The sequence below is a fragment of the Halobacillus litoralis genome (assembly GCF_009856355.1).
GTDB classification, from domain to species: Bacteria; Bacillota; Bacilli; order Bacillales; family Halobacillaceae; genus Halobacillus; species Halobacillus litoralis_B.
Window position 1 is genome coordinate 1 of the sequence record NZ_WMEW01000008.1, and the last position, 18,846, is coordinate 18,846.

The window sequence follows — 18,846 nt, forward strand, 5'->3', positions numbered from 1 at the left end:
CTCATAATTCCATCCACTCCGTTCATAAACTTATTTTCATTATAAACGGGTTAAATTTCTAGAGATAGAAATAACCCGAATAACGGGGCACTTTTTTATAAGTGTCCATTATTCGGGTTATAGTTCAAACGACACACCGGACTCTTTTTTTATTAATCCTGATATTTCTGGAAGATCAGACTGACGTTGTGTCCGCCGAATCCGAGCGAGTTACTCATCACCGTATTCACGTCCTGATGACGGGCTTCGTTCGGTACGTAATCCAGGTCACATTCCGGATCAGGTGTTTCATAATTGATGGTCGGAGGCAGAATACCATCATTAATGGCTTTCAATGAAATGACTGCCTCAACAGCACCGGCTGCCCCAAGCAGGTGACCGGTCATCGACTTCGTAGAAGAAATCGCAAGCTTTCCAGCATACTCCTGGAATACAGTCTTCGCCGCATGCGTTTCGAATTTGTCATTCAGCTCGGTGGATGTTCCATGAGCATTCAAGTAATCAATGTTCTCAGGCTTAAGGCCGGCATCATCGATGGCTTGAAGCATGGCTCTTGATGCTCCCTCGCCTTCCGGAGCAGGAGACGTAATGTGATACGCATCTCCTGTTGAACCGTACCCGGTAATTTCACCATAGATTTTCGCTCCACGCTTCTTGGCAGATTCCAATGTCTCAAGTATGAGAATTCCTGCACCTTCCCCCATGACAAAACCATCGCGGTTCTGGTCAAACGGGCGGCTGGCCGTCTGTGGATCTTCATTCAAGGAAAGCGCACGGGCAGATGCGAATCCGGCAAAGGACATTTTGTTCATAGGGGCTTCGGTACCACCTGCAATCATAATGTCCGCATCTCCACGCTCGATGACTTTGTACGCATCTCCAATCGAGTTGGCCCCTGAAGAACAGGCCGTTACCGTACAAGAGTTGATCCCTTTCGCACCAAGAGAAATCGACACCTGTCCTGCAGCCATATCCGGAATCATCATCGGGATAAAGAAGGGGCTGACACGACGGTACCCTTTCTGCTGGAAGGTCTCAAACTGGGATTCATACGTTCCCATGCCCCCGATACCGGATCCGATCCATACTCCGGTGCGCGGCGCAATATCCTCTGTAATTTCAAGGCCTGCATCCTCTACGGCCATGTGAGAGGCTGCCATTGCGTATTGAACAAAAGGATCCATACGACGGGCATCTTTACGGTCTATCCACTTGGAAGGATCGAAATCCTTCAATTCTGCAGCGACATGCACCGGGTAATCGTCTTTATTCACCTTTGTGATTTCTCCAATACCCGACACACCGTTTTTAATACTGTTCCACATTTCATCAACTGTATTACCGACAGGAGTTACGGCTCCCATACCGGTAATGACGACACGTTGTTTATCCATGAAAATTCCTCCTTGGTTACTTACCCCATCGAAGAGCTACGGCGCCCCATGTGAGACCGCCGCCGAATCCGACAAGAACTACTAGATCATTATCTTTAATTTTACCTGCCTTCACGTCTTCTGACAAAGCGATCGGAATAGAAGCTGAAGATGTATTTCCGTAACGTTTAACGGCTGTAGACATTTTCTCTTCTGGAATTCCAAGACGCTGGCGGGCTGCTTCCATTATCCGAATGTTGGCCTGGTGAGGAACAAGGTAATCGACATCCTGTTCACTTAAGCCGATCTTTTTAACCACGTTCACGGATGATTCCGGCATTTGACGGACCGCGAATTTGAAGACTTCCCGACCATTCATCTGAAGTTTTTCCTCAGGTTTCTGGTATAAATGCTGACCGCCTGATCCGTCTGAACCGAGTTCAAAGGAAAGAATTCCTTTGTCATCACTGACCGGACCGATCACGGCTGCCCCCGCACCATCACCGAAAAGAACACACGTATTGCGGTCGCTCCAGTCCGTAATTTTAGACAGTTTCTCAACACCGACAACGAGTACATTCTGATAAGCGTTTGATTCAATGAACTGTTTCGCTGTTATAACCCCGTACATGAATCCTGCACAGGCAGCACTCAAGTCCATAGCAGCCACTTTTCTAGCTCCGAGCTTTTCCTGAAGTACCGTGGCGACCGAAGGGAACGGTGTATCAGGAGTAACGGTGGCTACAAGAATCATATCGATGTCCTGAATATCCAGACCGGCATCCTTCAAAGCTTCCTGAGAGGCGCGGACAGCAAGATCAGAAGTATCCATATCATCAGAAGCAATCCGGCGCTCTTCAATTCCTGTCCGCGTCCGGATCCATTCATCACTTGTATCTACTATTTTCTCCATGTCTTTGTTAGTCAATACTTTTTCAGGCGTGTAGTGTCCTATTCCTAAGAATCCTGCCTTCATATGTTCATCCCCTTAAAGGTAATATCTAATATCAATTCTTATGACTTGGTACTAATTCTAATTCATACAGAACATTTCTGCAAGCACACCGCCATCTCCTCCCTGCACCAAAAAATCAGAAGATTTCCAACGGTATAAAAAAAACCGCCCACATGGCCGGCGTTTCTGCTCATATTGTAGAAATAAGGAGGTGCAGCATGAATGACCAAGCGTAAATCGTCCCCGTTTGATGATTTCTGGGGGTTCAGCAGCAAGGATGATCGTGAGGATAGGGAAAAGGAGTCTACCCCCCGCTTCCCTGACTTATTCGAGGAAGCTTCAAAAACATGGAAATCCATGTCTCCCATGATTAAGCCGTTTATGGATAAATTCAAAAAATGAGCATAAAAAAGACTTTGGAGGCTGGTGCTTCAAAGTCTTTTTTACTGCGGGAGGGTGCCCGTTTCCTTATAATTTTCGACTTCCTCTTCCAGGTTGTCCCTGAATTCTTCCGGAACGACAGGGCTGAATTCCCCCATCGTAATCGCTCCCTCACTGAAATCAAACGTGAGCGCTTCCCCGGGAAGGCCGCCATTGAGGTAGCGTTCCATGGCCAGTTTGTACACTTCATCGACGTTTTGAACCGTACTCGTCAGAACCGTCTGAGCGGCAATGGAGGATTGATCCTCCAGGTATCCGACCGCGAGATGCCCATCCGCTTCCGCCTGTTCAATAATAGGAACCGCAAACAGGTCACCTGCCGGGTAGAAGACATCCGCTCCCTTCCCCTTCATTCTTTCGTACTGCATAAGAGCAAGCTCCGTATTTTCCCAGCTGTTCAAAAGAGCCACATCCACCTCGGCTTCCGGGTTTTGGTACTTCACACCTTCATAAAAACCTTCCACCTCAGGCTGCCATTCAAAGGCACCGATCAAACCGACCTGATCAGCCTTCGTCATCTCACCAGCGACCATGCCGCCGAAAAATCCCATCGCGCGCGCATCAAAATTCAGACTGGTTACATTTTCAGCTGCAAACTGACCGTTGAAATATATGAAATCAATCTCAGGGTACGCTTCGTGCAGCTCACGAAAGTGGCTTCCGTAGATGTTGCTGTGTCCGAAGATCACTTCGGCCCCCTGCTGAACAAGCTCTTCCACAGCCTCCGCCGATTGCTGGTAGCTGCGGATTTCTTCTTTATAATAGATATCCACTCCATACTCTTCCTGAACCGCCTGCAGCCCCTGATATCCCTGCTGCCCCCAGGATCGATCATCAATCGAAGTCTCCAGCAGAAGACCGACATCGACGTCCTTTTCATATCCAGGGAACCATTGACATCCAGCTAGAAAAAGAATCAGAAGGAGAATCATGATGACTCGAATTTTCAACGGTATGCACTCCTAAACACCTGCGTCTAATCTATCCCTATATTCTACATCTTTTTCAAGGAGAACGCTATGTCAGGAGGGCACGGGCTGTTAACAAAGAAGCTTCCGGCTGTGAAAGACGGCTTCGATCCGCTGGTCCATCAGGTCCTCTCCCTCCACATGACTGGAAAGCTGAAATGCCTGATCCCCCAAAAGGCTCTTGGAAAGGTCATGCAGAAAGTCTCCAATGTACACCGCTTCTTTTTCCTTAATCCATGATTTCAACTGATCTTTATCCTGAATGCCCAGCCGGTTGAGATCCATCCATTCACCATAGAGGGATGGGAGCTTCACCCAGATGGCTTTTCTATTTTTCCGGACGAGAAGGTGTTGATCGACATATTCCACGGAGGCCTCTTCCTCCGTCCCCTGCACATGATTTTCCTTATCTTTCTTTTGGAAAAAATGCTGGAAATTACTATTGCGGCCGACATACATATATAAAAAATCACTCTGATTCGTCTCGATAGGATCGATTCCGATCACTTCCACGCCTTCCTGAAGAAGATAGGATGTGATATGAAATCCAATCCAGTGAAAGCAGGGCTGGACGGTCACAATCATTGAAAATCACTCCTTCTTTATCTTCCTACATCTTATTCAATACCAAGTCTGTTCATGAAGCGATTTCATATTTCTTTTTTTTCGACATTCTGCTACTATAGAAATAGATTGTGTAAATGAGGTGAGTATCGATGCGGATGATATGGACAATTCTATGGGCTTTTGTATTAAGTTTTATGTCAGCTTATGTAATCAGCAATATGGCAGGAGGCAGCTTCGCCTTCAGCCAGGTGATTGTGATGACCATTCTTTTCACATTGGCCGCTGTTGTACTTGGGGACGGTCTAATCAAGGACGAAGCTTGAGCCAGAACGCTGCTATCTTCGGATGGCAGCGTTTTTATGTGTCTTCACAGACCATAGATATGAATAAATAGACCGATTGTACATAAAAATCAATCAACGATATAGTGGATAAAGCTATGGTTGATCTGGGTAGGAGGAGAAATACATGGAAGAAATATGGCTGATTATTAAATACTTATTTCTCGGGATATTCCAAGGGTTCACCGAGCCCATCCCGATTTCATCAAGCGGACACCTTGTCATTGTACAGGAACTGCTCGGCTTAGACCTGAAGGGGCTGACCTTTGAGGTTCTCGTGAACTTCGGCTCTCTTGTCGCCGTCCTGATCATTTACAGGGATGATCTGATTCGATTGATCAAAAATGGGATCGGCTTTGTCATGACAAAGGACAGCCGGCAGAAGGATGATTTCGACTTCATTCTATATTTGATCATCGGTACGGTTCCGGCAGGTGTTCTCGGCGTGTTACTCGGAGATGCGATTGAATCCATATCCGGCGTGCAGACGGTCGGAGTCACTTTGATTATTACAGGGATTGCCTTATGGCTGATCCGTAACCTGAAGGGAAGGAAAGGCGACGGACAGATGACGTGGAAGGATGCGCTCATCGTTGGTATCGGACAGGCGGTGGCCTTAATTCCAGGTATCAGCCGGTCAGGAGCTACCATCGTAGCGGCCATGTTCCTTGGGATGAAGCAGGAAACCGCGCTCCGCTTTTCCTTTCTTCTGTTCATCCCTGTCAGCTTGGGAACGATGCTGCTTTCCATAGAGGAAGTCATTGCCGACGCAGGCGGATCAACCGGCACCTGGATTGCCTATGTTCTTGCATTTGCAGGCTCCGTCGTCGCTTCTTATTACTCCCTTCGCTGGTTTATGAACATCATGGAGCGGGGAAACCTGAAGTATTTCGCTTTCTACTGCTTCATCGTTGGAGGACTGGTCGTCTTATTCCTGTAAAATAAGAAAAGAGACGTTTCACGTGTTGTGAAACGTCTCTTTTTTATCCTCCACTGACCGGCGGAAGGAAGGCGATCGTATCGCCTTCCTCAATTTTATGGTCCCGGAGGGCGAATTCTTCATTGACTGCGATCATGCTCGTTTGTATCTGGACTTTGGGGTAGACATCCCCTACTTTCTTTTTCACTTCCTCCACCGTCAAACCGGCAAGGTCCATGTCGACTTTCTCTGTTCCGGCGGCTTCTTTCAATCCGGCAAAAAACAAAAGCTGATTCATCGACTTTCCTCCTTCGTCGGCACTCCAGGCTTTGTCTCCTTCTGGTTTCCGATCCACTCTTCTCCATCTTCCCAATGTTCCTTTTTCCAAATGGGAACGATTTCCTTCATCCGTTCAATCGCGTACCGGCTTGCGGCATAGGAGGCCTCCCGGTGCGGGGTGGAGACAGCAATAACTACAGCAATATCTGTAATATCCAGCCGTCCTGTGCGGTGGGCCATCACGGCGTCGGCGCCCGGCCACTGCTCTTCGATCTCCTCCACGATCTGCTGCATCTTTTTTTCAGCCATGGAAGGGTAGGCTTCGTATTGTAAATAGAGTGTTTTTTTCCCTTTTGTAAACTCACGAACCGTCCCAATGAATGTGTTCACCGCTCCCGCATCCCGTCGGGTCACGCGGGCAATCATTTCCCCGGGAGACAAAGGTTCTTCGGTCACCCATACCTGTTTATCGTTCATGGTCTTCCTCCCCTTTCGCTATGCGATAGACCTCTGACAGGCGCTTTCTCCAATCGTTCAGTGCAATGACAGGAAAGGGAACGTCCTCCGTCATTGCTTCGTTCCATGTAATGACCACCTGGATATTGGTGAGCGCATCCAGCAGTTCCAGGTCTTCTTCCCGCTTAATGATGACCGCCTTCGGGTAGGGTTCGTTCTTATACCCCTCAACAGCAATCAGGTCCGGGTCAAACTGCCGGTATAAAAAAACAAGCCGGTCGAGCGCATATTCTTCCTGATGTGACAGCTCCATCTGGAAACGTCCCGGGCTGTCGACCCCCGTCATAAAAGACCCCGCCTCGTGAAGACGGTAGCTGTCTGTTTCATGATGCATCACCTTCAACGGCTCCTCATGAGTATGACGCTTAATCGCGGCTACTTTCTCTTCCCGTTCTGCTCCATAGGCAATTAAATCGGAGAGCAGCGATGTTTTTCCGCTGTTTTTATAACCGACGATTTGAAAAACCGGAGTTTCTTTCATGTTGATCCCTCCCTGTCGTATTCACGAGCAGGCACTGCCTTCAAGCTTTTTCCATCCAAATCTAAATGTTTTACTTATGTAAAAACCCCTGCCGCAGTTCATACGGCAGGGGCCTCACCTTTCATCAATCCGGAATACCAAGGGCGATTTTCGCATAACGACTCATGCGGTCCTTCGTCCAAGGTGGGTTCCAAACAATGTTCACGGTAATTTCATTCAATTCAGGCAGATCAGCAAGTGCGCGCTTTACGTCCTGCTCAATGTGTCCTGCCAGTGGGCAGCCCATGGCTGTCAAAGTCATCGTGACCTTTGCATCTCCGTTGTCTTCTATATCAACACCATAGACAAGACCGAGATTGACAATATCAATGCCGAGTTCCGGGTCAATGACATTCTCAAGGGCGCCCATTGCGTTTTCTTCCAATGCAGTTGTACTCACTTTAGTTCCCCCTTCACAGTTTTTCAAACTCTATTATAAACAAAATATTGGAGATAATAAAACAATCCCGCTGTTAAAGCACAAGTTCCAGCCAGTTGACCATTTCAACCATCCCGAACCGGCTTACTTTATGATCCCGCCCCACTTCTCTCAGGAAACGGATGTTCTCTGGATTTTTATACAGTTTAATCGCTTCATTATAAAAGTCGTACGAATGCTCAAATGGCACAACTGGATCGGCATCTCCGTGCCAGAAGAATAATGGACGGCCGACCAATTTATCCATCTGTCTGGACAGGTCGATCCCTGCCAGTGAATCGTACATCTCATCCAGATCCTCTTGTGTAAGCGGGACGTGAAGGCCTGCCTGCTCAGCTCCTTTAATCGTGCGTTCTGCAAAATCAACAATTTTCGGAGAACCCATCATAACGGCGGAAGCCTGGATCCACGGATACATCGTCAAAGCTGCACTCGTCGTGATTCCTCCCATGGATGTGCCCCCGACGCCGATACGCCGGTCCAACACCAGATCCAGACGGTCAAGCTCATCCTTTACATCCTGCAGATCTTTCAGGTTTTGATACACGATATCCCAGAACTTCATATCCAGTTCCTTCTTGGAAAGGTCCTCTTCCCTCTCTCCATGAAAGGCACTGTCCGGAAGTATCACACGGTAGCCTTTCTGCGCGAGCATATAGGCCTGCGGAAGGTTATGCTCTTTCGCACTTGTAAAGCCGTGAAAATAAATGAATACAGGGAGCGGCTGATCCTGTTTTTCTGTATCTACAATCGTGAGTGCTGGTACGTTTTTGAATGAATTACGGTATATCCCTATCATGCGGCTGGTTCCTTTCTGATAATCTTTACTTAGCCTTAAGGCATGTTTAATAAAAAAGGTCTATAATTTATCGTAACACTGCGTTTCTTGATTGGAAAGTGTTAGGTCATCAAGGAGGGTATTCTTTACAATCCATTACCTGACCGATAAACTATACATACAAAATGAGGTGAATAGTATGAAACAGCACTTAATTGCATTGGATTTAGACGGAACACTTCTGACTGATGACAAAAAAATCAGTGAGAAGACAAAAGAGATTGTCCAAAAAGCCATGGATCAGGGACACATCGTTGTCATTGCTACAGGCCGCCCGCACAGAGCAAGCATTGATTACTATCATGAGCTTGGGCTTGAAACACCGATGGTCAATTTCAATGGAGCGCTGATCCATCACCCCTCTGACCACCGCTGGGATGCGATCCACTCTCCTTTAGGGATCCGAACCGCGCACAAAATCATTCATACCTGCCAGGAACTGGGTGTAAAAAACATCCTGGCTGAAGTGAAAGATCAAGTTTTCCTTGATCAATATGATGAAGAATTGATGAGTATTTTCCAGACGAAAAATGATCCCATTACAGTGGGACGTCTGCAGTCCAACCTGAAAGATGATCCAACTTCCATTCTGATTCACCCGGAAGAGGAAAAAATTAAAGCGATCCGTGAGGAACTGGACGAACACGCCGCCCTGATCGACCACCGCAAATGGGGAGCTCCCTATCACGTCATTGAAATTGTGAGGGCCGGATTGAACAAAGCGGTCGGTCTTGATAAAATCTCCCGTTATTTCCATATCCCGCAGGACCGGATTATCGCTTTCGGTGATGAGGATAATGACCTCGAAATGCTCGACTATGCCGGGGTGGGTGTTGCCATGGGTAATGCGATCAACGAATTGAAGGATGTAGCCAGCCACATTACCGGTACGAACGAAGAAGATGGCATCGGTGCTTTTCTTGACCAGTATTTGAGCATAAATAAGCGCGCCATTTAAAGGAAATGGTTTCCTCGGGTAAAACCACTCCTTTCCGCCATACTAAGCTTGAACGTGAAAGCGTTCAGGCTTTTTTATGACAGGAGGGTCTTGTCATGGAGCAGCGTAAGCAGGACAGCCGCAAAGACAACAGCCGGGTGGAAGTGCAGCCCTTTGACGAAAGCATCATGGAGCCGCAAAGGCTTACGGATGCAGATCGTAAACAAATGGAAAGCGACCGGCATACAGTAGGAGGGTTTTAACCATGGAGAAAAACCTTTTTGAAAATGCGCGCGATGCAGTTAACCGTTTCACCCAGCGTGGCGGTAGACAGAGTGCTGCAAGCCAGCAGGATATGGAAGCAGCCAGACAAGCGATTCAGTCTGCCTATAGCCAATGTTCACAACAGGAGAAACAACAGCTACAGCAGCTTGAACAGCAGATGGAAGCTCACCATAACAACCTGCAGTAATTTTTTTACGCAGACTGGATTGATTTCCGTCTGTCCGGGGTATAACAAAAGTGCCCCCCTAATGATTTTCATAAACAAGAAAAACACCCGTTCCGCGGGTGTTTTTCTCAGGCTGCCGGGAAACATTCCGGCAGCCTCTTTTCATAGAAGACTCCTTCAACCGCTTATGATGGATTCTAATGCAGAAACGATCTTCCAGCATTCTCCGGCTGAACGAAATAACAAAACTTTTCATTTTCACGGAACCCCCTCTCCCCCCTGCTGTATACAATGGATGTAAGGAGGCGGTTCAGCAATGGAACAGGACAATCAGCTGCCCTTTCATTTATGGGTGACCGCTGCAGGAACGGTTGCCTCAGCTGTCAGCATAACGATTGATCATGATGACCTCGATCTCATCGGAAATGCTCTGCAGGCGGTCGGGAACGGACTTGCCGCCAACCAGGGTCATACCTTTAGCATTGAAACAGCCGGAAGCCTGATTCAGGCCTCAGGAAATACAGCCATCATCTACAGCCTGCTCGCAGATCTGCCGGAAAATGAGCAGTTGTCTCTCGTCATCAAGGGAAATCTTCTGCAGGCGCTCGGAGGAAGCGCTGCATTTTCCGGAACACTGACGGGCCCCTCCGCGCCTTACTCCATTTATACATTGAACGGCCAGCTCATGGAAGTGATCGGAAACTCCATGCAGGCGGTCGGGACAGGGAAAGAACGGCGTGGTGAGGAGGGGTATGCCCTAAACTTGATCGGCAGCTGGATCCAGGCCGGCGGCGCTGTATTGTCCGCCCTTGCCGGTTCAGCACAACTCAATCACGAAATAAAAGACGGGGAGCACCCGTCTTTTATTTAAAACGATCATAGGATTTTTTTAATGTCACAGCGTAGAGCACATGACCGATCAGCCAGAAAATGATGGCGGAAACATCTGTTACTGCTGGTGTTTCCTTAAGTGCAAGAAGGGTGAGCGGAACGTAAGTGAAAGCGGCAGGCGCTGTCAAAAGAGACGCCGCCATCCATTGGTTCCGAGGTGCAGGTTTCAACCGGTACATAAACAGCCATGCATACACCAGACCGATGACCCAGGAAATGATCATATGAAAAAACCATTCCATAAGAACCGGCCAGTCAATACTCCCGAACCAGGGGATGAAGTCTACATTCATCAACAGTGTATATACTTTATCACCCGTGATCTTCTCAATGAACCACATGTAAAGGCCGAGCACAATACCTGATGTTGTTCCGATAAATAGTCCCCATCGAATCATAGGCGTCCTCCAGGTTTAGTAAGCTTCCTGCTTCCTTAATTCCCTCAGCAGATTTTCTAAAACCTGACGAAGCTCCCTGTAATCCCCCTCGAGCATACGGAAATACATCGCTCTCATAAAATGCTTGCTGTTGTTAATGATGATATCTTCCTTGGGATCCTGCCAGCCATCCCTTATATAAAGCAGTGTTTCGAGCCACTCCATCCGTTCCACGTGTTCAATTTTACGGAACATCATCAGAACAGCGGTAACCATTCTTTCTTCTTCATCAAAAAGATAAGGCTGGTCAATGAGAAACTGTTCGCGGATGACAGGCAGCATGCTGAGCACTTCCCCGCGGGTGATTTCCTCACAGGCAGCGGCGCTGTGTATCGCATCCGCTGCGTGAGCCATAGCATGGGCCCAGCCCTTGCCTTCCACATACCCTCTGTGGTCTTTTTCCTGCTGCATGTACTTCTTCAAATGCTCCCACACCCGGTGGACATCTTCTTCCTTCAGGAAAGGAGCCTCCCGGTGCTTCTGCATAATAGGCGGAATCAATAGAACGGAAAAGCTCCGTTTAAATACGGCATCCTCCTCCTGCTTGGATGTGCCGATTCTGTAAAACAAGTAATTTTTATTTAAGACAGACTGAAGTATATTTTTCAACTGGTCATTCGAATAATGACCACGTTCGATAAACGTTGTAAAAATGGAGTGGATGAGGTTATCTCTCAACTCAGGATGTACCGTTCCGATTTTCTGAAGCATCATCGTTGTCAGTTCCTGCAGGTTCTGCCCTTCTGGAAGAGCATAATTGTTCTCCTTGATCGGCTGCAGAACTTCAATCAGTTTCGTTTCCATCTTCCACACCTCCTCAAACATTGCTCTCATTGTACCACAGATTTTCCCATCCCACGTGTGATAACGTTTAGGAGTTTTGATTCCACGTTTTTTTTGATAGAATAGGAGCAGATGTAACAGAGGAGGATAATCATATGGCTATACAAGTACAGGAAACACCTAATCCGAATGCGCGTAAATTCACAACAGAGTCCATGATCTTTCAAGGAGACGGCAGTGTGTCCGTCATGCCTGGACAGACAAGCGATCACAAAATCATGAATGAGCTGATGGAGCTGGACGGCGTCGATAATGTCTTCGGCTTCCAAAACTTCATCACTGTAAACAAGCTTCCACAGGGCGACTGGGAGGAGCTTACACCGAAAGTGAAAAGCAAACTGGAAGAATACGGGTATTAAAAAACAGCCCTGCAGTGTGAAACTGCAGGGCTGTTTTTTTATTCGGTTGTCTGCACTTGTTCGAGAGGAATGTAATTCAGATGGATCGGACGCCCGTCTTCCGAGCTTTCCTCAAATAAGATCAGGGTGACCATGCCGTAGTCCGGCATATCCTCTTCCGGGATGGAAATGTTGAATTCAAAAGGCGACCAGGACGGAGCTCCTTCCTCCACCTGCACCGGTGTTGGAGAAACCTGCACATGATGACCATCTTCCACGCTGTAGAGGAAGGAACCTTCAAACACCCGTGCTTCTCCTTTCACGACATATGATCCTTTTTCTCCTGACACCGTCACTTTACGGAAAGCTTCCCCTTTACCGTATTCCGCCTCTTTCAATCCGGTTTCATCCGTTTTTGCTTCTTCTTCGGTTACAGCGTCCTTCCCTTCAAGAGTGAAGGACTGGGTAACTTCAAAAGGATTGGCATCCAGCGGCTGATCATTGATTGTATCGACAAGGAAGGTCATCGTCGCCTCGTAGTCTCCCGGCTCAATATCCGCCGGCCACGTTTCAGAAGCCTCAAGCAGGGCACCTGCTTCGACTTCCTCCGTCGTCAGTCCCTGAGCGAACATCTGGTCCGCAGAATAGGTATACACGACTTCGCCTTCTTTATCTTTCACCTGGATTTCATATTTCTGACTTGAGGTGAATCCCAGAATAACCGGGTCCTCCCCCGTATTCTTCAAGGAAAACTGAAACGAAACTTCTCCGGAGTCCACTACCACTTCCGCATCCATCACCATTTGTTCGATCAGACCCTCCATATCAATTTCCGTCTGCTGGTCCTCGGTGATTTCCTCGGATGCCGCTTCTCCGCTCTCCTCACCTTCCGCCTGTTTGACTTCCGATTGGTTCGAGCATCCTGCAGCAAATAAGAGCGCCAATCCAAGGATACCGGCTGACACGTTTTTCATAACCCCCACTCCTCTTTATACTATTTAGTGTATTTGTCGTTTCAGAGGTGGAAAAAGTTACATCATTGATCGTCTTTTCGGAAAAACCCGAAGATGCCTGTCGTCTGAACGATGTTTGTAAAGGCTTTGGGATCCACATCCTGAATGATATGCTGCAGATCATAAAGCTCATAGCGGGTAATGACCATGACAAGCATATTTTTATCCTGCTGGGTAAATGCCCCACGGGCAGGAAGAGTAGTAATTCCACGGACCATGTGACCGTGGATGGCTTTTTCAAGATCGGCTGCCCTGGAGGTAATGATCATCGCTGTCAGCTTCTCGTGACGTGTATGGATCGCATCAATCACCCTTGTCGTAACGTAAAGGGTAAGCAGCGTGTAAAGAGCATTTTCCGGTTCATAAAGAACGCCGGCAATCACGATAATGGCGCTGTTAATAATTAAGAAGTAAATGCCGATCGGACGGTCTTTCATTCTGGAAAGAATCATCGCGATAATATCCAGACCTCCCGTAGAAGCCCCCCATTTCAAGGTGATACCAACACCTGTACCACCGATCACTCCCCCGAACACCGCATTCAGGATGATGTCTTCGGAGAGCTGCATCACAGGGATGACCTCAAGAAAGAACGTCGTAAAAGCAACAGAAATGGCACTATAAACCGTAAATCCTCTCCCTACTTTCATCCATCCTAAAATGGCTACAGGGATATTAAGTATGAATAAGAGCAGCCCGGTACTGACCGGAATACCGGCGAAATCATTCAAGATACTCGTTAACAGCTGGGCGACACCTGTAAAACCGCTCGCATAAACGTTCGCTTCAATTAAGAATAAGTTCAGTGAGATCGCGTTCAAAACCGCACCGAACAGAACAATCAGAATCCTTTTTATTTCTACTGTAAACACCGAAAAACCTCCTAACCTCTATCATCTATTCATTTTTATCACCGGATGTAGGTAAAATCAAGTTAAACTTGAGGAAAACACCCTGATTTTGTCGAACGATGGTTTACTTTTTACTTTGACTATCCACAGGATTGTGCCTACACTTAACATACAAACTCTATAACAGTAGGTGACGCGAATGAACGTGCAGATAATTTGTGACTCGGCCAGTGACTTGAGCCGGGCCACTGTTGAAAAGTATGACATTACCTCCCTCCCTTTAAAAGTGATTATGAAAGACGAGGAATATGTGGACGGGGAGACGATCACCCCGAAGGACGTTTACGACCGTATGCGTGAAGGGGATGCGCCGAAAACCGCTCAGGTCTCTGCGCAGACATTCAGAGAAACGTTCACGGACCTCGCCGAAAAGAACAAGCCTTTCATTTATTTCTCCTTCTCCTCTGAACTTTCCGGCACGTACCAGACGGCCAAAATGGTGGAGCAGGAAATCAAGGAAGACTATCCGGAAGCCACATTTGAAGTGGTCGATACGAAGGCAGCCTCCCTGGGATGCGGTCTTATCGTTTTAAGAGCCGCTGAAATGGCCCGGCAGGGAGCGGACTTTGAAACCGTGCTGAAGACAGGCCTCTATCATGCGGAACATATGGAGCACATCTTTACGGTCGATGACCTTGAATACCTTCAGCGTGGCGGCCGGGTAAGCCGGACAGCCGCTTTCGTCGGAGGGCTGCTGAAAATCAAACCGCTTCTGCATATGGAGGGTGGAAAGCTGATTCCCCTGGAAAAAATCCGTGGATCCAAGAAAGTCCTGAAGCGGATGCTTGAAGTCATGGAAGAACGAGGACACGATTTACAAAACCAGCGTGTGGCCATCAGCCATGGGGATGATCTGGACAGAGCCGAACAGCTGGCGGAGATGATCAAGGAGCAGTTTGGAACGTCCGAGATTCACATCGACTATGTCGGTGCAACCATCGGCGCCCACTCAGGCCCGGGCACGATCGCTTTATTTTTCTTAAACGACACATATCAATAACTATTCCCTGAACGATGGAACCCTACTCCCCCATTGCGCGTCTCATTCATTATGACGGCCGGTGGGAGGCAGATGGGCACTGCATTCCCTCCCCCCTGTCCAGCACGATCGGGGGGCTTCTTATGAAAAAACCTTACACAAGTGAATAAAAAAACAGCGTTCCAGAAAGCTGGAGCGCTGTTTTTTATTCTCAGACTGTCGAAAAAGTGGACGGCCGTCCTTTTTTTCGTTAATGGTCTGACGGACCCGCAGCAGACCGTTATAAGGGACACGTGACCATGTCCATGAAACAGAAACAGCTCATCAGAAGAGCTGTGCTTTTTCTTCACTCTTTTTCACGCTGACGGCTTTTTCTGCTTAAAACGATAACCGCCACGGTAAACAGAAGCAGAACGCTTCCGACAAAGCCGATAAACAGCCAGTTATAGCCGCTGTTTCCTTCTATGATGAACACATCCGCCGTTTCCCTGTCCATAGCCAGTCGGTACGTCCCATCCGCCTGCTCCCGCACCACTCCGTCCTGAAGCAGGCCCCTCAGCTGGAGACCGCTGCCCAGGTGATCCAGCTCTGCTGTTTTTGTTTCGGCCGCATTGTTGATGGCAACCATGAGCGACTCTCCTTCGTCCCTGCGCTCAAAAACGAGCAGCCCGTTTTCGTTATACAGCTCTTTATATTCTCCACGGGTGATGGCCGGATACTGGTCCCGCATCGACGTTAATTTTTCAATCCGCTGCTTTAAGTCCTCATTTCCAGCTTTCACATTGATCATGGGCACCGTTTCAGGGTCTCCTCCATCATCCAGCGGGGTTTCCGATCCGTAATATACAACCGGGATGCCTGGTGTTGTGAAAATATAAGTAAGGCCGAGACGCCAACGGGTAATCGGGTTCTGACCATTCTCTACAGCTTCATGAGTAAAGCGGCCGGTAAAGGGCCCGTCAAGCTGTTGAACACGGACGTCCGACGAGATTCCTTCTACAGCACCCGGGGCTTGGAAGACGTTTCTGAGCTGCTGCGGCAGATCCCCCGCCTCTTGCAGGTGGGTGGTATAAAAAACAGCATCCTCCTCTTCCATCATCTCATCCGTTTGGGACACAAGGTGGAATCCATCCACACCGGCTTCTTCCTCCCAGAATTGCATCGTCTCCTCAATATAAGTACGGGCTGCTTCATTGTCCATCTCCAGCTGCGGCAGATCGTCCAGCCATGAAACAGGGGCATCTGTCACACCTTCTTTTAACCAGCCGGCTTTCGCCTCTTCCCCTGTCCAGGGGTGATCGGCGGCTGTGAACAGAGGAAAATCAAGCACCACCTTCATATCACGATCATGCGCTTCCTTTACGAACGATCTCATTTCCTCCATCGTACCGAGGTGCTCCTCGACAGCCTGGAAATCCGTAACCCAGAAACCATGAAACCCTCCAGGTGCATTCGCCATCACCGGTGACAGCTGGAGGGTCGTAAAACCGAGTTCCTCTATGTAATCCAGCTGGCTTGTCAGTCCGGAAAGATCCCCGCCGTGATAAGCCTGCGGGTCTTGAACATCCACTTGTTCATCGTTGCTTCGATCGCTGTTAAAAAAGCGGTCCACTGCAATATAATATACACTTTCATCCTGCCACCTGCGCTCTTCCCCTTCGACAGCTCCATCGTTCAGGCTGTATAAAAGAAAAAGAGGAATGAGCAGAAGGATCCCTGCTGCCTTTTTCATATTCCGTCCTCCCTCAACCTAAAAAACACTCCTCTCTAAGGTTACCGCTTTCATCTCGGAACCGTCAATCCGTAATGGAGCCGTACAATGAACGTTCGGACGTGAACTTCAACCAGCACAAAGAAAAACCCGTGTGATGACAGAAAGTTTCCATCATCACACGGGTTTGACACCTCTGCCTCATGTAAGTCACAGCTGGACACGATACGTCCGGAACCAGTGATCGATCTGACAAAGGTGCGCAATCAGCTGCGGGCCTGTCATCAGCTGACCAAACCACGGGGTGTCAATCGACTTCCCTTCGCTCTCTTTCAGCTTTCTCACTTGATCACGATCGAATAATTGAAACAAAGGAGCGCGTTCATCGCTCAGAATATCATCCATCCATTTGCAGACGGCCCGTGTATAATCCGGATGGAACGTTTTTGGATACGGGTTCTTTTTCCGGAACAGGACCCGGTCAGGAAGAATGCCGCGCAGGGCCTGGCGGAGGAGCCCTTTTTCCTGATCGTTATGAAACTTCATGCTCCACGGAACATTCCAGACATACTCCACCAGCCTGTGATCACTGAAAGGTACACGAACCTCGAGACTCGCGCCCATACTCATCCGGTCTTTCCGCTCCAACAACGTCTGCATAAACCAGTTCATATTTAAATAAGACATCTGCCTGTGCTTCTGTGCATCTTCACCTTCTCCATCAAGCAGCGGGGTCTCGGCGATGGTTTCGTTATAGCGCTTCAGCATATACCATTCAACATCAATATCCCCTTTTAAATCATCCCGGACGAGCTGATTGCGTTCATTCAAGGACCGGATCCACGGAAAACCCTTCCGCTCTTTATCCTCTTTCCTGTAAAACCACGGATACCCGCCAAAAATTTCATCGGCACATTCCCCGGATAAGGCGACCGTCACATGTTTTTTTATCTCCTCACAAAACCAGAGGAGAGACGAGTCTACATCTGCCATCCCTGGAAGGTCGCGCAGTTCCACGGCCTGCTTCAAGCGGTCCATCAAATCTTCGGTAGCCGCCTCCATCACTGTGTGGTCTGTCTGATGCTGCTGACTGACAAGCTGTATGAAAGCCTCGTCCCTGTCCGGCTGGAAAGCATTTTTCTTAAAAAAGCGGGCCTGGTCTTTATAATCAATGGAGAATGTCTCAAGCGTCCCCCTTTGATTCTGCTTATACATCTCTGCAGCGACCGCGGTAATGGCACTGGAATCCACCCCGCCTGACAAAAAGGTTCCGAGTTTCACATCTGAAACGAGCTGCCGTGTGGAAGCATCCATAAAAAGCTCCCGGACTTTATCCACAGTTTCGTCAAATGTATGTTCATGCGGCGCACTTTTCACATTCCAGTAACGTTTCACAGACAGTTTCCCTTTTTCAAAAAGAGCACAGTGTCCCGGGCGGATCTCCTGTATATCTTTAAAGACTCCCTGTCCCGGGGTACGGGAAGGGCCGAGCGATAACAGTTCGTGCACACCGCTCCGGTCAACGACGGGGTCAACATCAGGATGGGCAAGAATCGCTTTCATCTCGGAAGCATAAAGCAGCCGATCCCCCTGATGACTGTAAAAGAGCGGCTTCACACCGAGACGGTCCCTGGCAAGGAACAGCCGCTTCCGTTTCGTTTCCCATACGCTGAAGGCAAAAATTCCATTCAGATGATCGACACAATCCGGTCCCCATTCTATATAACTGATGAGCAGCACTTCGGTGTCTGAATGGGAAGCGAAGCTCCATCCTTTCGATTTCAAGACCGAGCGGATGTCTTCTGTATTATAAAGTTCCCCGTTATAGCATAGAACAAACTGTTCATCCCGGGCGGTCCGGACCATCGGCTGCCTTCCTCCATCAGGATCGACAACAATCAACCGCTGATGACCGAAGGCGGCGGATTCGTGTATCCATGTTTGATAATCATCCGGCCCGCGGTGCCTGAGTGTTTCAGCCATACGGTCCAGGATAGAAGCTTTCCCCTCTGTCCGGGAATCACTGTCCACCCAACCGACTATTCCACACATCCTGCTTCACCATCCTTTTCCTAACAGAAATCTTTTGATAAAACATCCATGATGACTCACTATATGAATGATCACAGACTTCTATGAAAAAAAGGAAAAAACGTGTTGACATCGGGAATGAGAATCA

Annotated in this window: 25 protein-coding genes; 9 read left to right on the forward strand and 16 right to left on the reverse strand. The window is 48.3% G+C overall.

Translation table 11 applies throughout. The features are described from left to right. Positions 1–152 precede the first annotated feature (152 nt). Entirely contained in the window at positions 153–1,394 is a 1,242-nt protein-coding gene (gene fabF, locus GLV97_RS12075; RefSeq protein WP_160834911.1) for a beta-ketoacyl-ACP synthase II, read from the reverse strand. 16 nt (positions 1,395–1,410) lie between these two features. Continuing rightward, positions 1,411–2,349: a beta-ketoacyl-ACP synthase III gene (locus tag GLV97_RS12080; protein ID WP_160834910.1), complete on the reverse strand. Its 939-nt coding sequence runs from the start codon at positions 2,347–2,349 to the stop codon at positions 1,411–1,413. Positions 2,350–2,550: 201 nt separating this feature from the next. On the opposite strand from GLV97_RS12080, the gene GLV97_RS12085 reads away from it, so the two are divergent. Beyond that, a complete protein-coding gene (locus tag GLV97_RS12085; protein ID WP_160834909.1) occupies positions 2,551–2,730 on the forward strand; it encodes a hypothetical protein in 180 nt (59 codons plus the stop codon). A gap of 41 nt (positions 2,731–2,771) precedes the next feature. Here GLV97_RS12085 and GLV97_RS12090 read toward each other — a convergent pair whose 3' ends face one another. Both GLV97_RS12090 and GLV97_RS12095 read right to left on the reverse strand, forming a co-directional pair. Next, on the reverse strand, positions 2,772–3,719 hold the full coding sequence (locus tag GLV97_RS12090; protein WP_237418612.1) for a BMP family ABC transporter substrate-binding protein: 948 nt from the start codon (positions 3,717–3,719) through the stop codon (positions 2,772–2,774). Between the two features lie 90 nt (positions 3,720–3,809). After that, complete coding sequence (locus GLV97_RS12095) at positions 3,810–4,322, reverse strand: hypothetical protein (RefSeq protein ID WP_160889751.1); 513 nt, start codon at positions 4,320–4,322, stop codon at positions 3,810–3,812. A 131-nt stretch (positions 4,323–4,453) separates the two neighbouring features. Between GLV97_RS12095 and GLV97_RS12100 the strand changes: the two genes are divergently transcribed. Both GLV97_RS12100 and GLV97_RS12105 read left to right on the forward strand, forming a co-directional pair. Beyond that, positions 4,454–4,627, forward strand: a complete 174-nt coding sequence (locus tag GLV97_RS12100) for a DUF2929 family protein (RefSeq protein WP_084162939.1) — start codon at positions 4,454–4,456, stop codon at positions 4,625–4,627. Positions 4,628–4,772: 145 nt separating this feature from the next. Next, complete coding sequence (locus GLV97_RS12105; RefSeq protein ID WP_160834907.1) at positions 4,773–5,585, forward strand: undecaprenyl-diphosphate phosphatase; 813 nt, start codon at positions 4,773–4,775, stop codon at positions 5,583–5,585. Between the two features lie 43 nt (positions 5,586–5,628). Here GLV97_RS12105 and moaD read toward each other — a convergent pair whose 3' ends face one another. The 5 genes from moaD to GLV97_RS12130 form a co-directional block, all read right to left on the reverse strand. After that, positions 5,629–5,862 carry a molybdopterin converting factor subunit 1 gene (moaD, locus tag GLV97_RS12110; protein ID WP_160834906.1) on the reverse strand — a complete coding sequence of 78 codons (234 nt, stop codon included), beginning with the start codon at positions 5,860–5,862 and terminating at the stop codon, positions 5,629–5,631. Next, a complete protein-coding gene (locus GLV97_RS12115; RefSeq protein ID WP_160834905.1) occupies positions 5,859–6,320 on the reverse strand; it encodes a molybdenum cofactor biosynthesis protein MoaE in 462 nt (153 codons plus the stop codon). The genes moaD and GLV97_RS12115 overlap by 4 nt, the downstream gene beginning before the upstream one ends. Beyond that, positions 6,310–6,840, reverse strand: coding sequence for a molybdopterin-guanine dinucleotide biosynthesis protein B (gene mobB, locus GLV97_RS12120; protein WP_160834904.1), 531 nt, complete (start codon positions 6,838–6,840; stop codon positions 6,310–6,312). The genes GLV97_RS12115 and mobB overlap by 11 nt, the downstream gene beginning before the upstream one ends. A 124-nt stretch (positions 6,841–6,964) precedes the next feature. Further along, on the reverse strand, positions 6,965–7,249 hold the full coding sequence (locus tag GLV97_RS12125) for a metal-sulfur cluster assembly factor (RefSeq protein ID WP_160836424.1): 285 nt from the start codon (positions 7,247–7,249) through the stop codon (positions 6,965–6,967). A gap of 103 nt (positions 7,250–7,352) precedes the next feature. Continuing rightward, positions 7,353–8,117 carry an alpha/beta fold hydrolase gene (locus GLV97_RS12130; RefSeq protein ID WP_160834903.1) on the reverse strand — a complete coding sequence of 255 codons (765 nt, stop codon included), beginning with the start codon at positions 8,115–8,117 and terminating at the stop codon, positions 7,353–7,355. 178 nt (positions 8,118–8,295) lie between these two features. Between GLV97_RS12130 and GLV97_RS12135 the strand changes: the two genes are divergently transcribed. The 3 genes from GLV97_RS12135 (at position 8,296) to GLV97_RS12140 (ending at position 9,565) form a co-directional block, all read left to right on the forward strand. Next, positions 8,296–9,114 carry a Cof-type HAD-IIB family hydrolase gene (locus GLV97_RS12135; RefSeq protein ID WP_202410635.1) on the forward strand — a complete coding sequence of 273 codons (819 nt, stop codon included), beginning with the start codon at positions 8,296–8,298 and terminating at the stop codon, positions 9,112–9,114. Between the two features lie 95 nt (positions 9,115–9,209). Continuing rightward, the gene (locus GLV97_RS19815; RefSeq protein WP_202410636.1) at positions 9,210–9,356 is read left to right on the forward strand and encodes a hypothetical protein; all 147 of its coding nucleotides are present in this window, start codon (positions 9,210–9,212) and stop codon (positions 9,354–9,356) included. Between the two features lie 2 nt (positions 9,357–9,358). Further along, positions 9,359–9,565 (forward strand): DUF3813 family protein, encoded by a 207-nt coding sequence (locus tag GLV97_RS12140; RefSeq protein ID WP_160834901.1) that lies wholly within the window; start codon positions 9,359–9,361, stop codon positions 9,563–9,565. Positions 9,566–9,623: 58 nt separating this feature from the next. On the opposite strand, the gene GLV97_RS12145 is transcribed toward GLV97_RS12140, so the two are convergent. Continuing rightward, entirely contained in the window at positions 9,624–9,800 is a 177-nt protein-coding gene (locus tag GLV97_RS12145; protein ID WP_160889753.1) for a hypothetical protein, read from the reverse strand. Positions 9,801–9,860: 60 nt separating this feature from the next. On the opposite strand from GLV97_RS12145, the gene GLV97_RS12150 reads away from it, so the two are divergent. Then, positions 9,861–10,415 (forward strand): DUF6944 family repetitive protein, encoded by a 555-nt coding sequence (locus GLV97_RS12150; RefSeq protein WP_160889754.1) that lies wholly within the window; start codon positions 9,861–9,863, stop codon positions 10,413–10,415. On the opposite strand, the gene GLV97_RS12155 is transcribed toward GLV97_RS12150, so the two are convergent. Together GLV97_RS12155 and GLV97_RS12160 are read right to left on the reverse strand one after the other, a co-directional pair. Continuing rightward, the gene (locus GLV97_RS12155; RefSeq protein WP_160834899.1) at positions 10,408–10,833 is read right to left on the reverse strand and encodes a hypothetical protein; all 426 of its coding nucleotides are present in this window, start codon (positions 10,831–10,833) and stop codon (positions 10,408–10,410) included. The two genes, GLV97_RS12150 and GLV97_RS12155, sit on opposite strands and share 8 nt — an antisense overlap. Positions 10,834–10,848: 15 nt before the next feature. Beyond that, a complete protein-coding gene (locus tag GLV97_RS12160) occupies positions 10,849–11,676 on the reverse strand; it encodes a DUF2785 domain-containing protein (protein WP_160834898.1) in 828 nt (275 codons plus the stop codon). Between the two features lie 134 nt (positions 11,677–11,810). Here GLV97_RS12160 and GLV97_RS12165 point away from each other — a divergent pair, with 134 nt between their 5' ends. Continuing rightward, positions 11,811–12,074 (forward strand): NifU N-terminal domain-containing protein, encoded by a 264-nt coding sequence (locus tag GLV97_RS12165; RefSeq protein WP_160834897.1) that lies wholly within the window; start codon positions 11,811–11,813, stop codon positions 12,072–12,074. A 38-nt stretch (positions 12,075–12,112) separates the two neighbouring features. Here GLV97_RS12165 and GLV97_RS12170 read toward each other — a convergent pair whose 3' ends face one another. Both GLV97_RS12170 and GLV97_RS12175 read right to left on the reverse strand, forming a co-directional pair. Continuing rightward, complete coding sequence (locus GLV97_RS12170; RefSeq protein ID WP_160889755.1) at positions 12,113–13,027, reverse strand: BsuPI-related putative proteinase inhibitor; 915 nt, start codon at positions 13,025–13,027, stop codon at positions 12,113–12,115. A 62-nt stretch (positions 13,028–13,089) separates the two neighbouring features. Next, the gene (locus GLV97_RS12175) at positions 13,090–13,938 is read right to left on the reverse strand and encodes a YitT family protein (RefSeq protein WP_160834895.1); all 849 of its coding nucleotides are present in this window, start codon (positions 13,936–13,938) and stop codon (positions 13,090–13,092) included. A gap of 178 nt (positions 13,939–14,116) precedes the next feature. On the opposite strand from GLV97_RS12175, the gene GLV97_RS12180 reads away from it, so the two are divergent. Continuing rightward, positions 14,117–14,977 (forward strand): DegV family protein, encoded by an 861-nt coding sequence (locus GLV97_RS12180; RefSeq protein ID WP_160889756.1) that lies wholly within the window; start codon positions 14,117–14,119, stop codon positions 14,975–14,977. A 325-nt stretch (positions 14,978–15,302) separates the two neighbouring features. On the opposite strand, the gene GLV97_RS12185 is transcribed toward GLV97_RS12180, so the two are convergent. Continuing rightward, positions 15,303–16,688: an alpha-amylase family glycosyl hydrolase gene (locus tag GLV97_RS12185; protein ID WP_160889757.1), complete on the reverse strand. Its 1,386-nt coding sequence runs from the start codon at positions 16,686–16,688 to the stop codon at positions 15,303–15,305. A 189-nt stretch (positions 16,689–16,877) separates the two neighbouring features. Further along, positions 16,878–18,719 carry an asparagine synthase (glutamine-hydrolyzing) gene (asnB, locus tag GLV97_RS12190; RefSeq protein WP_160834892.1) on the reverse strand — a complete coding sequence of 614 codons (1,842 nt, stop codon included), beginning with the start codon at positions 18,717–18,719 and terminating at the stop codon, positions 16,878–16,880. Positions 18,720–18,846: the final 127 nt, after the last annotated feature.